Raw genomic sequence first — 14,887 nt, 5'->3', positions numbered from 1 at the left:
TGTCAACATACGAGTAGAACGAGTTTTACTCAACTCAATAACGTAACAACCCTCTGATGCAAATCAATACGCGCTCTAAATATGTAAATACAATAGTGGTATTTATAATGCATGTTAAAGGGATGTGTGTACATGATAAAGAAACCTCGTATAAGGTACCAACGCCGTCCTGGTACGGTTGGGGGTAAGCTGCCTTGGAATGATTGGCGAAATGCATCAACTTGGCGCAAAGTTGTCCAAATAATTCTGCTGGTGATTAACCTGTACATTGGTGTCACTTTCTATTTATGGGTTCGTTATTACGAAACGGGAGGGGAAACGCTATATCTTCCACGTCCAGGCGGTATTGAAGGTTGGCTGCCTATTGCTGGGTTAATGAATCTAAAGTACACCATCGAAACGAGCAGTTTTCCGCCCATTCATGCGGCATCAATGTTTTTGTTAGTGGCTTTTATTCTGATTAGCTTACTGCTGAAAAAGTCTTTTTGTTCATGGATGTGCCCAATAGGGACCATATCGGAGTTTACGGGAAAGGTAGGACAAAAACTGTTTCGTTATCAAAACCCCATTAATTTACCTAAATGGTTGGATATCCCTTTGCGAGGCTTAAAATATTTGCTGCTAAGCTTCTTCCTTTATATTGCTTTCTCTATGTCAGCGCAGATGATCCAATACTTTATGATGTCACCTTATGGGATCATCATTGATGTTAAAATGCTGGATTTCTTTCGTTATATCAGCCAGTTTACGCTGTTCAGCGTGGCTATTTTGGTGGTTACTAGCCTATTTATTCGCCATGCTTGGTGCCGTTATCTGTGCCCTTATGGCGCATTGTTGGGGCTTTTTTCACTACTTTCACCCGTTAAAATCCGCCGAAATGTAGACAGTTGCATTGATTGTGGAAAATGTGCAAAAAACTGCCCATCCCGTATTCCAGTCGATAAACTTATCAAGGTTAGAACGGTAGAGTGTACGGGGTGCATGACATGCGTGGAGTCTTGCCCTGTTTCGTCAACACTGGATTTTTCACTGCAAGTGCCAACCCAAAAACGCCAATTTCCGTTATCGGGCTGGGTCATGGCTATTTTGACCTTGGCGATTTTATTTATCATGATTGGGATAGCTGCGCTTTTCGGGGTATGGGATACCCCTGTACCGGATTATTATTGGTTTCATATCATACCGAATGCAGCAACAATAGGTCATTAATACCCAGTAAAAAAGCCCCACTGCATACTGGATGAGTGGGGTATTTGTTGTTTTGTCATTTTCACAATGACTTATATTATAACGCTCGCTTATATTTATTTTCTTGTATATTGCTTACTACCGCATCAATTAACCGCTTGCTTAACCATCTGCAATAATTGACGCACATCTTCTGGGCGTGTATTTCCCGTATCTTTATCAATGATCGAACTATAAATGTGAGGAATGATTTTCTTTACACCTGCATCAAGGGCAATTTGTAAAATCTCAGCAAAATTGTCTAAATCAATGCCGCCTGTCGGTTCTAAAGAAAAGTCGAATTTCGCACAGGCGTTAGCAATGGCTTTATATTCTTCAATATAGGTTAATCCTTTCATATTAAAGAATTTGACAGAATCCGCCCCCATATCTTTCAACATCATAATTGCGGTTTCGATAGGGACAATACCGTCAGGGGCTTGGGAGCTTAATGGACCTGTAGATATTTTTACCATCCCAACCGTGCCCGTTGGCGAAATTAGCGCATTCACAAACGTTTCATTTTGACCAAGTAAAGCACGACTGATTGGTGCGCCCGTAAACACTTGGTTAACGTGCTGTGGTTGAATTTCCCTTGAAATCAACGAAACCATCGTAGATTGATTCGGATCGCCCGCACCAAGACCCACAGATAACGCATTGTCAGTTTCTTTGGCATAAATGCGCATATCGGCGATAGCACTGTCTAAATCAGGGTAGTTTTTTGATAACACACCGACAACAACAAAGGTTTCTGCGGCGGCATAGATATCTTTGGCATTTTGGTGGCTGCCTGCCAATACATTTAAACAAACACGGTCACGATAAAAATTCGGTGACAATTTCATTTTAAATTCCTTCTACTAACAAACGAATATTCTGTGAAATGATATCAAGCTGCTCAGTGCTAACGCTGCGAATGTCTGCCTCAACTTTTCCTTCATTGGCTTTATATTCACGGAAGTAGATAGCGGTATCGCCTTGTTTTAAGTCAGCCATAATCTGATAGGTTGTTTTACCAATCACTTTTTCATCAAAGCTGATTTCTGTACGGGCAATATCACGTCCAGCTGCGTCCCAGACGACTTGCGCTGAAATCCCCTTAATAGCATTTAACTCGCTGATAAATTTTGCCATTCGAGTGACCATCTGTGCGCCAGTTTCCTTTTGTGCCGTCAAATATTGTTCGATGGCAAGGGTTAAGCCCAAAATACCTTCTTTACCCACTTTCATGGCACGACCAATACCTTGGCTCTGACGTTTAACCCATTCAACGTACTGTTTTTTCCCCACAACTAAGCCACTGGTCGGCCCTTCAATCGCTTTTGCTCCGCTGTAGATCACGATATCGCCACCCGCTTGGTAATAGGTGGTTAACTCTTCCTCAGCGGCGGCATCGACAATCAATGGTAATTGGTGGTCATGAGCCACGTTGGCAGCTTGCTCAACCGTTAACATGCTTTTTTGCACGGTATGATGTGATTTTATATACAAAATTGCAGCGGTATTTGGGGTGATTTTGGCGGCAAGTTGGGCTGCGCTGCACTCATTTGCAAAGCCTGCTTCAATCACTTTTCCGCCACCTAAAGAGACCATGGTGTCGACAGGAGCACCAAAGTTGACGTTATGGCCTTTCGGTAAAATAATTTCGCGGGGAACGATTTTTTCCGATGAGTGTAAGTTAAGTAATAAATCATCATCGTCCTGCACAATCACACCTGCAACCGCTTGGGCGATACCTGCCGATGCGCAAGATACCACGACAGCAGCTTCGACATTCAGCAAATTGGCGATATACTCACCTGTTTTGTTGACTAAGTCTTTAATTTCAAAATAATTATTGAGCCCATAAGCGACACGTTCGATAACTTCAGGCGTCGGTGTTGATACGCCCAATATAGTCATGCGGCCAGATGCATTAATAACGTGTTTTAATTGGTATTTCTCATAAATTGATTGCATATTCAGATCCGCCTTGTGCATGAATAATGTGTTTACCACCCACGATGGCGGCAATAGGAACAAAGCGGTGTGTGCCTACGCGATGTTCGCCTTCTGCGTCAGTGAGCTCAGTGTGTTCTTCTTTAAGATCAAACAGTGTAATGTCTGCATCGAAACCGGGTCTTAAATACCCTTTCGCTGGCAGTGATAAAAAGTTGGCGGCTTTTTCCGTGACGCAACGTAAAATTTGCTCTGCGCTAAAGCCCATGCACAGAAATTTGGTCATCACAAATGCTAGACTGTAAACGGGACCATTTACCCGATTACGATGGTAAATATCGGAGCTGATAATGTCAGGGTAAGTCCCTATCCGCATCGCTTGCTCAGCGACTTTAAAACTAAAGCTTTCACCACCATGACCAACATCTAAAATCACGCCACGGGCCAGTGCACGAGCAATAGACGGCTTAAGATAACCATCATCGCCTAATATTTTGTTTGGTTTACCATTAAAACAGTGGGTGATGATGTCACCGCGGGTTAGCAAATTGGCCACTTCATCAATATCAGGTGGGTTATTACCGATATGTACCATTAATGGCAGATGGTGTTTTTTCTGCATTTCTTTGGCTTTAATTAGCGGTGCGATGCCATTTTCACCGACAACGCTTTTACTCATACGCGCTTTCATCCCAACGACAAAGCCTTGATGGCGTTCAATGGCCTCTTGGAAACATGCTTCGTTGATGTTGCTCATATCAGACAATTCATTTTGTGCGATGATGCCAATGCGTGAAATATTCAATAAAGAAAAGACGTTGGTTTTAGATTTTTTCGTTAATTGATAAAATCTGTCAATATCATCAGCGCCAACACTGCCCGCATCAACCAGTGAGGTAACACCACCAGCGGCACCTGCGAGATCCGGTTCATCGAAGTAAATGGGGGACTCGGCGAAACAATGGGCGTGAGAATCTATCCATCCAGCGCTAACGTAAACTTTTCCGCCGAGATCAATAATTTTTTCAGCTTGCTGGTTGTGTGATACATCTGAGCCAGAGGCTTCGATTTTTCCATCTTTGATAAGAATATCAATGAGTTTTCCATCGATAAGTTTGGCTTGTTTTATGATTAAGGAATACATAGTCACCTCCTTTCATATTTGTCATACCATGCTCGTCATACTTCAAACCGCAGCGTTGTTGGCTGATCGATGTTCCTAGGAGCCCACTGACTTACCGTTTAACTGCACTTTGAATTATTTCGAGTCTGATTTTAGTTTATGCGAGCCAGTGACCCGGAGCATATGCCCCGGGATCATAGGATTAAGCGACAATTGGGAAGAAATAACCGAGTAACATTGCGCCTAAAATTGCCCCGCCAGCAACGGGTTTTTGCCATACGTAAAAGATCAGAGCTCCAATCAGTGAACCGATCCCGATTGGAATGGATGCGGCCATTGCGGCTAAGATAATGAGCGGGCCTAAGAATCGACCTGATGTATTACCCGCCCCCATCATGACGTCAGCGCCAAAAGTTGAGTTGGCTTGAGCAATCGTGAATTTACGTGCAAAAACAATTAGTAAGCCGATTAATGCCCCAAGGAATAAGCCCGTCAGTAACGAGATCCAGAAGTTAGTGACTAAAATATCCCAACCTGCCGCGAGGAATAGGGCAGGAACGCCAAGACCAATACCCGTTTGCAGTGCGCCACCAATATCCAAAATCCCCACCAAGGAACCTTCGATAATCCGAGCAAATAAGAAGCTCGCCCCAAATGCAGCTACTGCGCCGTAAACCCCTGTGTCGAGCCCTGCACGTAACATAGCGACGAACGCGACTTCGTTAAATGCCCCGAACCCATAGACCACATACATATGGGTACCCGCAAAGATCCCTGCGGAGAGCAGCCCAACAAAGATGGGGAATGACCATTCTGCGTACCAAAAATCGTTTTTATTAATTTCAGTTGTCATGATTATTTCCCGCTCAGCAGTCCGTGGACGTATTCAAGCCACAATGGTTTGTCTAAGTTGAAGGAGGTGATCATCTTCAGGTCAAATTCGCGGAAGAAGCCACTTAGAACGAATAACAGAACGACAGTGATCATCATGGTGCGTGTGATGCGGTTCCAGCCGTTGTCATCAACGCCTTTACCAATCAAGATGCCTAATACTAAACCTGGGATAGCATTGCCCATAATTAGTTGAGCACAACCGCCGAACAGTGTTGCCCAGAAACCTGAACGACGCCCTGCATCCATCGCGGCTAACCAGAAAATGACAGGCATCACGGTATTTACCAGTAAGTTTGCGGCAGGAACGAGAACATTAATTGCGGTAGTTTGCAGTGCCGCAGGTACCGCTGATGCCGTGGTATTTAAGAATGCCACCACGATAGCCCCGATGATGGCACAAGCAATGGCCATTTTTTTCGGGTTGTGCAGGGTTTCTGCCACATTACGGTTTTTGGTTAGAAGTGCCGCGGCACCCCAGTTAGGAATGATTCGATGGTCAACGTCTTGCGTGAACGCACCCGCAGCAACCGATGATGCCCATGCGTTAAAGAAGAAACCTAAGCCGAATGAGAAGTGAGATGCGGGATCACCTTCACAAGCGTTAAGTTCGCCTAATGTACGAAATGCCCCCATGCCTTGTACCGTCGGTGCGTGGAACATACGTGCCGCGCCTGCGCCTAAACCGAAGCCGCAGAGTCCACCGATAATGAGGGACATGCCCAATATTTCTAAAAAAGATGCAGTTTCACTCATGGAATTAACTCCAGACCTGATTGCTATTATTGTTCTGTAAATGGTATTTCGTTGACAGAAAGTAAGGTGACATCCAGCGAAACGTCGAGTACAACACGGAAATGTTCACGTTTGCGTGGCAAAAAGATGAAAAGAAATTTTTCTGTCCGCGAGTGCGAGTGAGCACTAACAACTTCAACATCCTTTGGCTCTATACGTAGGATGATGTCTGTGCTGTTTTTCAGTACGGTTTTTTGAATCGAATTTAAGGCGTCCGCAATGGCTTTTTGCTTGGTATCGCCTTGCCCTGTCACCCGTACTGTCGTTTCGATCGATTTTTTCATTAAGCGTTGCCGTATTTTTTATTAAATGCTTTAACTAAGCGCTCGCCTAACTCTTCCTTGTCCATAAAACCGAAACCTAATACATTGCAACCCTCTGCAATGGCGGTTTCCCCCTCTTCAATAGAGCGCATCCCATAACGAGCTTTATAACCATATTTGGTTTGAGCGGTGATAGCACCAGCACCACCACTGCCACAAAAGGAAATTCCAAGGTCAGCTTGCTCTGCGTTCATCACATCACCGAGTTTCATATCTGCTGCGACCCCCGGTACAACAATGGCTTTACCGCCAGCCGCTTCAACACCTGCCGCCACTTTTTGCCCTTTACCTAAACGATCCCCGATCACAACAACCATCTGTTTCATATAAATATTCTCCAATCCTACAACGTAATAAATTAATTATTTGAACGAGCGACTTCAAAGTGAACAGAGAGCAAATACGTCTCTTCTGGTGCTAGCCCTGGGAGCGTATCGACAACACGCTGAGCTAATTCAATCGAGTGTTGAGATATTTCATCAAATAGACTGATATCAACCTCCGGTAATGCTTCGCCTGTTTTCGCTCTCGCTACCATGGCACGTAGATGAGACGCCAGCATTTGTTGTTGTACATCTGTGGTATAGCAGTCCTCTTGCTTGAGCCAGTCAGTAATCACTGCCAGCAGTTTTTGTGTGACCTCATCGATATCAAGGTCGTGCTCTAACATTTTAAAAACGACAACTGATTCACTCATAACTATTTAAAATCCAAAGTAATATTGCTAGTTAGACTACTCTGTTCCTTCATGTCTTATACATTAGACGCTTATGGGGTATTTTTGCAGGCAGTGAATTTCCACTTCGAAGTGGAAATAATATGGAAATAAATATAGGTTAAGATAGGTTGTTTTTTGCACTATTTGGAAAACAAGTGGAAAAATTGACATGAGTCAATCATCGATAAACGATTAAATAAACGGGTGCTGGAGATTAAACGTATTTAAATCAATGGAATATAAATTTTTGTTGATAACTGGAAATGGAAAATGCACTTGGAAATATAAGTGGAAATAACAAGTTAGAGGTGACTAACTTTGTGGATTATGGTTTCCACTTAGCCATTTAGTGTGTAAAACGCACGAATAAAATAGGTAAAAGATTTCGTAGAGTTGTGGTTAGGATCACGTAAAAACGTGCAACTGCCACTTTTCCACCTTAAAGTGGAAGTTGCACGAGTACTAAAGTACCCTTGCTAAGCTGTCTTTAGCGATCACTTGGAATTCATTGAAGTTTTTGACGCTAACAAGGCGGCGTGTCGTTTTTTCCTTCACAAAGGTGACAAACAGATCGTAAATCGCCATCGCTTCTTCATAGTCTGCCTTGCTGATGGCAAGCAGAAAAATCACATAGGCATTTTCTTTACTCTCTTTATTCCATTCAATACCTTTGGGGGCAATAATCGTTGCGACAACCGTTTTGTTGGCTAATAAGCCTAATGAGTGAGGTAAGGCGATGCCTTCACCTAGCAGGGTTGAAACGATGGATTCACGCTCCTGCAACGATGGATAAAATTCGGCAGTGACGTAACCTTCTTGTTGTAATTTATGGCAAACCGTTTGGAACAGTGCTTCTTGGCTTACTTTTTCATTAATCACCATAAAAAATCGCTCGTCAAAAAAACGCTCGATAATGTAAGGGCGCGTTTGATCTACCATGGCAAGTCGCCCAACTTGCTCTAATTGGTAAGGGGTTGGAAACGGTGCGATTTTGATAACAGGCTTATTTTTCTCAGAAATTCGCACCGTTGTGATCACAAAATCTTCACTGACTTCACTGAGTGATTCATACTCTTGTAAAGTGAGCCCTCGGCTAAATTTTAATTGAGGAAATTCTCGCATGATTTTAGACTCGACCACACGAAATGTTGAGTTCCCCGCGTCTGTGACAACCAACACCTCAGTTTGGCGAATAGAACCTGCGCCATAATTACGTTCGAGGCTAACACCAATGTGTACAGCAAGATAACCCAGTTCATCCTCGCTGATGGGGTGAGGAAGTAATTGCTTACTTGCACTGGTTAGTGCGCTGAGCGTGACATCATAGGCGAACGGATAATATTGTTTAATATCAGACAATAACGGATTTGGGGTCGAAATATGATACTGCAAACGAGTGATCAACGCTGCCAGATGGGTGTTGAGATCTTTTTTGAGCTTTTCATCATTTCGTAAGTCATAGTTATATAACTCATTAATATAATTCAATATATGCTCTGATAGTTCGTTATGACTGCCACTTTTTTGCGTGGCAGTGTCTTGGTGGCTAATGCGTTGAGCAATAATTTGATCATGCAAATAGCTGAGTTCTGCATGAGAGAGGTCATTACCCAGGAAATAAATGAGCCCTTTTGAAATTTCATCACAGGCTTTGCGGATCACTTCTTCTGCTTCATCACTTTTCACGGAAGTGGTGAGTTCATGGCCTCGGGTAATGCGTAAAATAGTGACAGCGCAATTAAAAACAAGGTAAAGATGACCTTCATTGCTAATGCGAATATCAAAGCGATTCATACTGTTATGCAGTACTTTATCGATATAGGTTAAATCTAAATTATCGAGGCTATCTGGGCGAAACGTGGTTAAATCAGGGGTGATTTGCTCTGAATAACGACGCCATAAGGTTTCTGTCATACAGGCTCGGATCGCCCATTCGCTGCCATTTAGGCGGATACCTTGATGGGGAATACTTTCCAGTGTAATTTGGTATTTTTGCAGTTGTTCTCTGACTGTCCCCATATCTTGTTGGAGGGTGCCACGGCTCACAAACCACTCTTCTGCGATGTCGTCCAACTTAACAGGAAGCGATAACATCAATAATTTCAATAGTAAAGCATCGATGCGTTCTTTGCTGGTGCGGGGGATGGCGCTCTCTTCTTCGCTGTGTTGTGTGAACGTGGCAAATAGCGCTTCATCTTCAACTTTTAAACGGTAACCACGCCCTCGTTCATACACAATATGTGCATGGTATTCTTGAATCAACTCATTGATTTCATTGATATCAGAACGGATTGTCCGCGTTGAAACAGAAAAACGCTTAGCAAGCTCATCTTGAGGAACGACCTCATTGAGTATCTGGGCGAAAATTTGATTATGCCGTTGTTGAGTGAATAGCGCCACGAAAACACCTTTAAAATCAAAACGAAAAGCCATTAAGCAGAAAAACAACTGTTTTTCTCACTCACTAATGGCTGGACTCTATCACAGGCTTGTCAATACGTAGGATATGTAAATGATTAAATTTGCGAATAAGTTCGCAAATTTTCCCTCCGACTTGGGGCTGTTTATCTTTTATGGTCAATTTTTATTCGAATTAAAGTCACTTTAGGCAAGGAGAGAGGTTCGCCGCCGAGTGAACCGGGCAGGAGCCTCTCAACGCAGCATTAAATGGGTGAAACGTGCTTTAATCGAACCCGTAGGGCAGCCTTTAGGGACAATAGTTGATTCCAATCGTCGTCAGTTAGCACGACAGATATATTTATCTATTATTTGGATTGTTTTTTGAACTTTTTTAGCGCTAAAAATCAGCAACAAAGGTAAACAGCCCTTTGGCAAAATACGCGGAGTTTTGATTAACGATTATAAAAAAGCGATAAACTTAGTGCTGTTCTCCGAGATCAATTAGCAAACCGCGAAAATCTTTATCAGCGGTGATTTCAACGACATCTTCATCTTGTAAAAACACCCCGTCATTACAACTCATGGCTAAACTTTCACCGTGTTTATTACGTAAAGTAGCTCCGCCATGTATTGATTGTAAAAAGGCATTTGGACCTTTTATGGACATCATTGATGATGTTTTGGGTGCTAAGTGAATATGGTTTATCCAAATTTGTTGACGTAACTGGATGCTGTTTTTTTCACCATCTGGAGATGCCACAAGGCAGTTTTCATCTTTAGAAATCGTCACTTTTTGCAAAGGTAATGATTCTTGTTGTGGGCATGCATTTAACCAGAGTTGTAAACGCGTTAATGGCGTATGAGGGCAGATATTCTGCTCGCTATAACTCAGGTCTGGGCGGGGTGAAAAACGCACGCAATCGCCTTCATTTGCATCAACGGTATTCCCTAAACTATCACGGTATTGCGCATGACCTTTTAGGATGATATTTAAGATATCGACATGGGGATACATTCTTGGCTGTAATGAGTTATGCGGCGCTATAACCTCTTGATTCAGCACTCTTAATGTTTTGAAACCCATAAAATCAGGATCAAAATAGTGGCCGAAAGAAAAAGCATAGCGAGCTTGTAGCCAACCATAGTCTGCTTTTCCGCAATGGTTAACGGGTCTTAAGGTCATCATAATGGTTAACCCTCATTCAAATAATAAATTAATAATCTATTGTTATAATAAATAGCTGGACGTTGAATTGTTAGCCAGTTAATCTGTTTTCCTTATTCAAATTTCCTGAAAGAGATACATCATGAGTAAAGAGAGAGCATTAACGCTTGAATCATTAAGGGTGATGGATGCAATCGACCGACGTGGCAGTTTTGCAGCGGCAGCAGAAGAGTTAGGTCGGGTACCATCTGCGCTAAGCTATACTATGCAAAAGTTAGAAGAAGAGCTCGATGTCATTTTGTTTGACCGTTCAGGACATAGAACTAAATTTACCAATGTCGGCAGAATGTTGCTTGATAGAGGCCGTATTTTACTTGAAGCGGCAGATAAGCTTACATCTGATGCTGAAGCGCTAGCAAAAGGCTGGGAAACGCATTTAACGATTGTCTGTGAGGCGTTGGTTCCTGTTCAATCATTATTTCCGTTAGTGGAGCGATTAGCGGAAAAATCAGAAACTCAGTTATCTTTGATAACGGAAGTGTTAGCCGGGGCGTGGGAGCGCCTTGAAAGTGGTAAAGCGGATATTGTGATTGCCCCAGATATGCACTTTCGTTCATCTTCCGAAATTAACTCGAAACCGTTATACACGGTTAATCATATTTATGTGGCAAGTCCCGATCACCCAATCCATCAAGAGCCTGAACCGCTTTCTGATGCAACTAGGGTGAAATATCGTGGAATTGCGGTAGCAGATACCGCGCGTGAACGCCCTGTGATCACCGTACAACTGTTGGATAAGCAGCAGCGTTTGACGGTATCAAGTATTGAAGATAAGCGTAATGCACTGTTAGCAGGGCTCGGTGTGGCGACAATGCCATACCCGCTGGTGGAACAAGATATTCGTGAAGGGCGTCTGAAGGTCGTGGGAGCGGAGTTTAGCCATGAGACGACAATTATTATGGCGTGGCGCAGAGATAGTATGGGGGAGGCGAAGTCGTGGTGTCTGCGTGAGATCCCCAAACTATTTCGTTCATAACTTCGTCATACTTCGCACTGTAGCTTTGTTGGCATCGCTCCCTAACCCTAGTCACATACTCATGTATGCTCCTAGGGATTAGCAAGCTTGCCGCCTTGCTACAGCACGAATTATTTAGAAGTTAATATAAGTTCTGGGCCAGCATTGTTGCCTACAACTCAAACTATTTAGCGTTTACGTGTAGAGTTTAGTGGCTGAGATTCAAGCCTTTATTTTGGACAAAAAAAATACCTCCCGAGGGAGGTATTAAATTGAATAACCAAATGAATATGAATCAAAAATCAATAAGGGTGACATGAAACGTGTATTACCATTTTTTGCCGAGTAAATGATCAATACTGAATTTACCTGGGCCTGTGACTGCTAACAGTAAGAAACCGCCAGCGATAGTAAAGTTCTTCATAAACATTAAGCTGTTTGGTGCCACACTAAAGTCAGTGTGGAACAGTAATGCGGTTAATACGGTAAAGCCTGCGGTGAACAAGGCAACTGTACGGGTTAAAAAACCAAACAGAACTGCTAATCCGCCACCTAATTCCAATAAAATGGTTAAAGGCAATAAGAAACCAGGAACCCCCATGGCTTGCATATATTGTTGAGTACCTGCATAGGCATCACCGAGTTTTCCATATCCAGCGACAATAAACAGGACTGGCATCATGATACGAGCCAATAATATCGCACCACTTTCTAAATTTTTCATCGAAATACTCCAGATTAATAAGTCATTAAATGTAAGTTAATTGCGATATATGTCGCTTTATAAGGTGTTTTTCAGCACAAATTGGCTAGAAAACATTTGATGGGCTTATAGTAACGACTCACTCATTCAATAAAAAGCAAAGGTTATTCACAAACATAGACAAAAAAATTGAATGAACTTATTAGGGGAGTAAAAAATCGCAGAATAAATTATTTATCTTATTGAATAATAAAATATTATGCGATTTTTAAGTGTGGTGGCTATTTCTTACTGGGTTGAATTGCGCTTTGAATTGAACGAACTATGCCCCAAATCGTGATGGCTTTTTGGCCCAATAGTAGAATTTTTCGTGGTTTACGAAGGGAATAAATTGACAGTAAGCCTGTTGCGGCAATTACGAAGGGGCGAAAGGCCATCACTGTTTGCCAAGCCCGGTCATAAGGTGCGGTAGTGTTTAGCCAATCAGTTGAGGTTTCAGCAAGCGCTTGGCGCTGGCGCTCAATTTTTTTGATTAACCGCTGCTTTCTGGCTGTCAGTAATTGTTGCTTATTTGGCTTCATCATCCTTTCTCCCTAAGGCGTTGGCATCTTGAGCCAACTGCTCTCGGGTTGCGCCTAATAAGGTTGATTGTTTTGCTTTTTTTAGCGCCCAAACAGCAAAAATAATAGCAAGCAGGATTAACGCCCCTGTTGTTATCGCCAGTGCTTGGTAGCGGTAGACTGGGTCAACAGACCAAAAGATCAAACCAATTAAACACATCAACCCAAATGCGGTGAACAATAAGGCTAAGCCAGCTAATAATAGAAGCTGGATAAGATTGAGTTTTTCTTCTTCTAACTCAACGGCAATTAACTCAAGGCGAGTTTGCACAATGCCGACAGAAATATTGGCAATGCGCCGTAAAGTTTCAAGGACCCCTTTACCGGGGCCCTGACGTTGCTGGTTTGGTTCCATAAGCAATTAACGTTTAGCGAGCAACACGCCAAGAACAACACCCACTGCGGCACCAATACCAACGCCTGTCCATGGGTTTTCTTTTACGTAGTTATCTGCACGCCCAGCAATTTCTTTAGTTTGCTCGGTGAGCCTTTCGGTTGTTTGACCGAGTTTTGCGCGCGATGAGCACAATGCTTCTTGTGCTTTCGATTTTAAACTTTCAATCTCTTCTTTCGATTTTTCGCTGGTATCACTAAGCATCGCTTCCAGAGAATCAGCCAAAGCGCGTAGCTCTGCACGTAGTTCGTCTGATGAATGATTCGATGACATATACAACCTCCTATCAATAGAAAAAGCGCATTCGTAGTATTAACAATAGCGACTTTTACATTAAGTGCAATCAAATATTCAGTGTGATTGTGCGAAATAAACAAAAAATGACAAATAAAAATCGATATAAAATTACCGTATAATTAATTGGTTAAGGATATTTGTTCGGTAAAATAAATGAAAAGGTAAAAATGGGTAAAAGTGAAAGTGCGGGAACAAGGTGCTCCCGCAAATTGAATTAGTTTGCTTTCTTGCCTGACAGTTTTTTCTTTACCACGACAGCGATGCTGCCGACCAAACCGATAACTAACAGACAGACAGGGATCAGCATCAGTACATTCATAATATGATGTTCATATTGCTGGAAAATGGGACTCTTACCAAAACCGTAACCAATAGCGGTTAAAATTAGTACCCAAAGCAAGCCGCTTAACCAGTTAAAAACTTGAAAACGACCATTTTTCAAGCCAGCTAAACCTGCGATAGTCGGCAACAGTGTTCTTACGAAAGCGAGAAAACGACCAATTAACAATGCAGCAAGACCATGGCGGTGGAATAAGCCATGCGCCCGTTGGTGGTAATGTTCTGGAAGATGTGCGAGCCAGCCCTTGACTATCGTTGTATTACCTAACCAGCGCCCTTGTATATACCCCACCCAGCAGCCTAAGCTTGCGCCAGCCGTTAAAATCACGATGGTGAGTGGATAGCTCAAGGTGCCTTTTGCAATCAGGACGCCCACTAAAATCAATAAACTATCACCAGGTAGAAATGCGGCCGGTAATACCCCATTTTCAAGAAACAGAATAGCAAACAGCATAAGGTAGATAGCCCACATCAAAGATGGGTTAGAGAGTGTGACATAATCTTGGTGCCAAAGGGCAAAAAAAAGTTCTTTAACTAATTCCATTAATGTTTCCTAAACGGCAATAACAGCAACAAACTTGTTGTTGGGCAGGGAGAAATGGATTAAGTGAATACCTAAGTGAAAGTGTTGTTTCCTCAGGCTGTTAGTGTAAAGCACGCTCACTTTAACAAAACCGAAAATAACTAAACAGCAAATTTTAAGCATATTTTTAGAATTCATTTAAGTTGAGCGCTATTTTTACAATTAATCCCCCTAATTGTAACAAGGTAAAATAGCTAAAAACGCACTTTAGGAGGGGCTTTTAGCTAGAAACTGTAAAAGTTTGCTGTTAATTTATCTTTTCACGAAAAAAAACAGCGTTAAATCTAATAACGCTAATTATTGCATTTTAAGATTATTTACCGTATGTTATCCCCATAGCAAAGGGGAGTAAC

At 42.5% G+C, this 14,887-nt stretch carries 17 protein-coding genes; 2 read left to right on the top strand and 15 right to left on the bottom strand.

Annotated elements, in window-relative coordinates:
- The first annotated feature begins 132 nt into the window (after positions 1 to 132).
- Positions 133 to 1,209, top strand: a complete 1,077-nt coding sequence (locus tag AB6N04_RS12565) for a 4Fe-4S binding protein (protein WP_369308652.1) — start codon at positions 133 to 135, stop codon at positions 1,207 to 1,209.
- Positions 1,210 to 1,334: 125 nt separating this feature from the next.
- Here AB6N04_RS12565 and AB6N04_RS12560 read toward each other — a convergent pair whose 3' ends face one another.
- From AB6N04_RS12560 to AB6N04_RS12515, 10 genes are all read right to left on the bottom strand, one after another.
- Positions 1,335 to 2,075: a KDGP aldolase family protein gene (locus tag AB6N04_RS12560; protein ID WP_369308651.1), complete on the bottom strand. Its 741-nt coding sequence runs from the start codon at positions 2,073 to 2,075 to the stop codon at positions 1,335 to 1,337.
- A gap of 1 nt (position 2,076) precedes the next feature.
- Positions 2,077 to 3,189: a DgaE family pyridoxal phosphate-dependent ammonia lyase gene (locus AB6N04_RS12555; RefSeq protein ID WP_369308650.1), complete on the bottom strand. Its 1,113-nt coding sequence runs from the start codon at positions 3,187 to 3,189 to the stop codon at positions 2,077 to 2,079.
- Positions 3,173 to 4,312: an amidohydrolase/deacetylase family metallohydrolase gene (locus tag AB6N04_RS12550; protein WP_369308649.1), complete on the bottom strand. Its 1,140-nt coding sequence runs from the start codon at positions 4,310 to 4,312 to the stop codon at positions 3,173 to 3,175. Before AB6N04_RS12550 ends, AB6N04_RS12555 begins: the two co-directional genes overlap by 17 nt.
- Positions 4,313 to 4,493: 181 nt before the next feature.
- Positions 4,494 to 5,144, bottom strand: a complete 651-nt coding sequence (locus AB6N04_RS12545) for a DUF4310 family protein (RefSeq protein ID WP_369308648.1) — start codon at positions 5,142 to 5,144, stop codon at positions 4,494 to 4,496.
- 2 nt (positions 5,145 to 5,146) lie between these two features.
- On the bottom strand, positions 5,147 to 5,938 hold the full coding sequence (locus AB6N04_RS12540) for a DUF4311 domain-containing protein (RefSeq protein ID WP_369308647.1): 792 nt from the start codon (positions 5,936 to 5,938) through the stop codon (positions 5,147 to 5,149).
- Positions 5,939 to 5,964: 26 nt separating this feature from the next.
- Entirely contained in the window at positions 5,965 to 6,261 is a 297-nt protein-coding gene (locus tag AB6N04_RS12535; protein WP_047756106.1) for a DUF4312 family protein, read from the bottom strand.
- Complete coding sequence (locus AB6N04_RS12530) at positions 6,261 to 6,626, bottom strand: SFCGS family glycine-rich protein (protein ID WP_369308646.1); 366 nt, start codon at positions 6,624 to 6,626, stop codon at positions 6,261 to 6,263. Before AB6N04_RS12530 ends, AB6N04_RS12535 begins: the two co-directional genes overlap by 1 nt.
- Positions 6,627 to 6,658: 32 nt before the next feature.
- On the bottom strand, positions 6,659 to 6,997 hold the full coding sequence (locus AB6N04_RS12525; protein ID WP_369308645.1) for a transcriptional antiterminator: 339 nt from the start codon (positions 6,995 to 6,997) through the stop codon (positions 6,659 to 6,661).
- Between the two features lie 483 nt (positions 6,998 to 7,480).
- Positions 7,481 to 9,451, bottom strand: a complete 1,971-nt coding sequence (locus AB6N04_RS12520) for a transcription antiterminator (RefSeq protein WP_369308644.1) — start codon at positions 9,449 to 9,451, stop codon at positions 7,481 to 7,483.
- 445 nt (positions 9,452 to 9,896) lie between these two features.
- The gene (locus AB6N04_RS12515; protein ID WP_369308643.1) at positions 9,897 to 10,604 is read right to left on the bottom strand and encodes a pirin family protein; all 708 of its coding nucleotides are present in this window, start codon (positions 10,602 to 10,604) and stop codon (positions 9,897 to 9,899) included.
- 121 nt (positions 10,605 to 10,725) lie between these two features.
- Here AB6N04_RS12515 and AB6N04_RS12510 point away from each other — a divergent pair, with 121 nt between their 5' ends.
- Positions 10,726 to 11,619: a LysR family transcriptional regulator gene (locus AB6N04_RS12510; protein WP_369308641.1), complete on the top strand. Its 894-nt coding sequence runs from the start codon at positions 10,726 to 10,728 to the stop codon at positions 11,617 to 11,619.
- 307 nt (positions 11,620 to 11,926) lie between these two features.
- Here the strand turns inward: AB6N04_RS12510 and AB6N04_RS12505 are convergent, their stop codons facing one another.
- From AB6N04_RS12505 to AB6N04_RS12485, 5 genes are all read right to left on the bottom strand, one after another.
- Complete coding sequence (locus AB6N04_RS12505; protein ID WP_369308639.1) at positions 11,927 to 12,322, bottom strand: DoxX family protein; 396 nt, start codon at positions 12,320 to 12,322, stop codon at positions 11,927 to 11,929.
- A gap of 260 nt (positions 12,323 to 12,582) precedes the next feature.
- A complete protein-coding gene (locus tag AB6N04_RS12500) occupies positions 12,583 to 12,885 on the bottom strand; it encodes a YqjK-like family protein (RefSeq protein ID WP_369308638.1) in 303 nt (100 codons plus the stop codon).
- Positions 12,869 to 13,276 (bottom strand): phage holin family protein, encoded by a 408-nt coding sequence (locus AB6N04_RS12495; RefSeq protein ID WP_369308636.1) that lies wholly within the window; start codon positions 13,274 to 13,276, stop codon positions 12,869 to 12,871. Before AB6N04_RS12495 ends, AB6N04_RS12500 begins: the two co-directional genes overlap by 17 nt.
- Before the next feature lie 6 nt (positions 13,277 to 13,282).
- Positions 13,283 to 13,588 carry a YqjD family protein gene (locus AB6N04_RS12490; protein WP_369308634.1) on the bottom strand — a complete coding sequence of 102 codons (306 nt, stop codon included), beginning with the start codon at positions 13,586 to 13,588 and terminating at the stop codon, positions 13,283 to 13,285.
- Positions 13,589 to 13,826: 238 nt separating this feature from the next.
- The gene (locus AB6N04_RS12485; RefSeq protein ID WP_369308632.1) at positions 13,827 to 14,495 is read right to left on the bottom strand and encodes a DedA family protein; all 669 of its coding nucleotides are present in this window, start codon (positions 14,493 to 14,495) and stop codon (positions 13,827 to 13,829) included.
- Positions 14,496 to 14,887 lie beyond the last annotated feature (392 nt).

Source organism: Providencia rettgeri (assembly GCF_041075285.1).
Classification (GTDB): domain Bacteria; phylum Pseudomonadota; class Gammaproteobacteria; order Enterobacterales; family Enterobacteriaceae; genus Providencia; species Providencia rettgeri_G.
The sequence above is the reverse complement of the archived record's forward strand: the minus strand, read 5'-3'. Positions and strand labels throughout refer to the sequence as shown.

Coding starts and splice junctions, on each gene's coding strand:
- AB6N04_RS12565 (WP_369308652.1), top strand. CDS start 133: ATGATAAAGAAACCTCGTATAAGGTACCAACGCCGTCCTGGTACGGTT.
- AB6N04_RS12560 (WP_369308651.1), bottom strand. CDS start 2,075: ATGAAATTGTCACCGAATTTTTATCGTGACCGTGTTTGTTTAAATGTA.
- AB6N04_RS12555 (WP_369308650.1), bottom strand. CDS start 3,189: ATGCAATCAATTTATGAGAAATACCAATTAAAACACGTTATTAATGCA.
- AB6N04_RS12550 (WP_369308649.1), bottom strand. CDS start 4,312: ATGTATTCCTTAATCATAAAACAAGCCAAACTTATCGATGGAAAACTC.
- AB6N04_RS12545 (WP_369308648.1), bottom strand. CDS start 5,144: ATGACAACTGAAATTAATAAAAACGATTTTTGGTACGCAGAATGGTCA.
- AB6N04_RS12540 (WP_369308647.1), bottom strand. CDS start 5,938: ATGAGTGAAACTGCATCTTTTTTAGAAATATTGGGCATGTCCCTCATT.
- AB6N04_RS12535 (WP_047756106.1), bottom strand. CDS start 6,261: ATGAAAAAATCGATCGAAACGACAGTACGGGTGACAGGGCAAGGCGAT.
- AB6N04_RS12530 (WP_369308646.1), bottom strand. CDS start 6,626: ATGAAACAGATGGTTGTTGTGATCGGGGATCGTTTAGGTAAAGGGCAA.
- AB6N04_RS12525 (WP_369308645.1), bottom strand. CDS start 6,997: ATGAGTGAATCAGTTGTCGTTTTTAAAATGTTAGAGCACGACCTTGAT.
- AB6N04_RS12520 (WP_369308644.1), bottom strand. CDS start 9,451: ATGGCTTTTCGTTTTGATTTTAAAGGTGTTTTCGTGGCGCTATTCACT.
- AB6N04_RS12515 (WP_369308643.1), bottom strand. CDS start 10,604: ATGATGACCTTAAGACCCGTTAACCATTGCGGAAAAGCAGACTATGGT.
- AB6N04_RS12510 (WP_369308641.1), top strand. CDS start 10,726: ATGAGTAAAGAGAGAGCATTAACGCTTGAATCATTAAGGGTGATGGAT.
- AB6N04_RS12505 (WP_369308639.1), bottom strand. CDS start 12,322: ATGAAAAATTTAGAAAGTGGTGCGATATTATTGGCTCGTATCATGATG.
- AB6N04_RS12500 (WP_369308638.1), bottom strand. CDS start 12,885: ATGATGAAGCCAAATAAGCAACAATTACTGACAGCCAGAAAGCAGCGG.
- AB6N04_RS12495 (WP_369308636.1), bottom strand. CDS start 13,276: ATGGAACCAAACCAGCAACGTCAGGGCCCCGGTAAAGGGGTCCTTGAA.
- AB6N04_RS12490 (WP_369308634.1), bottom strand. CDS start 13,588: ATGTCATCGAATCATTCATCAGACGAACTACGTGCAGAGCTACGCGCT.
- AB6N04_RS12485 (WP_369308632.1), bottom strand. CDS start 14,495: ATGGAATTAGTTAAAGAACTTTTTTTTGCCCTTTGGCACCAAGATTAT.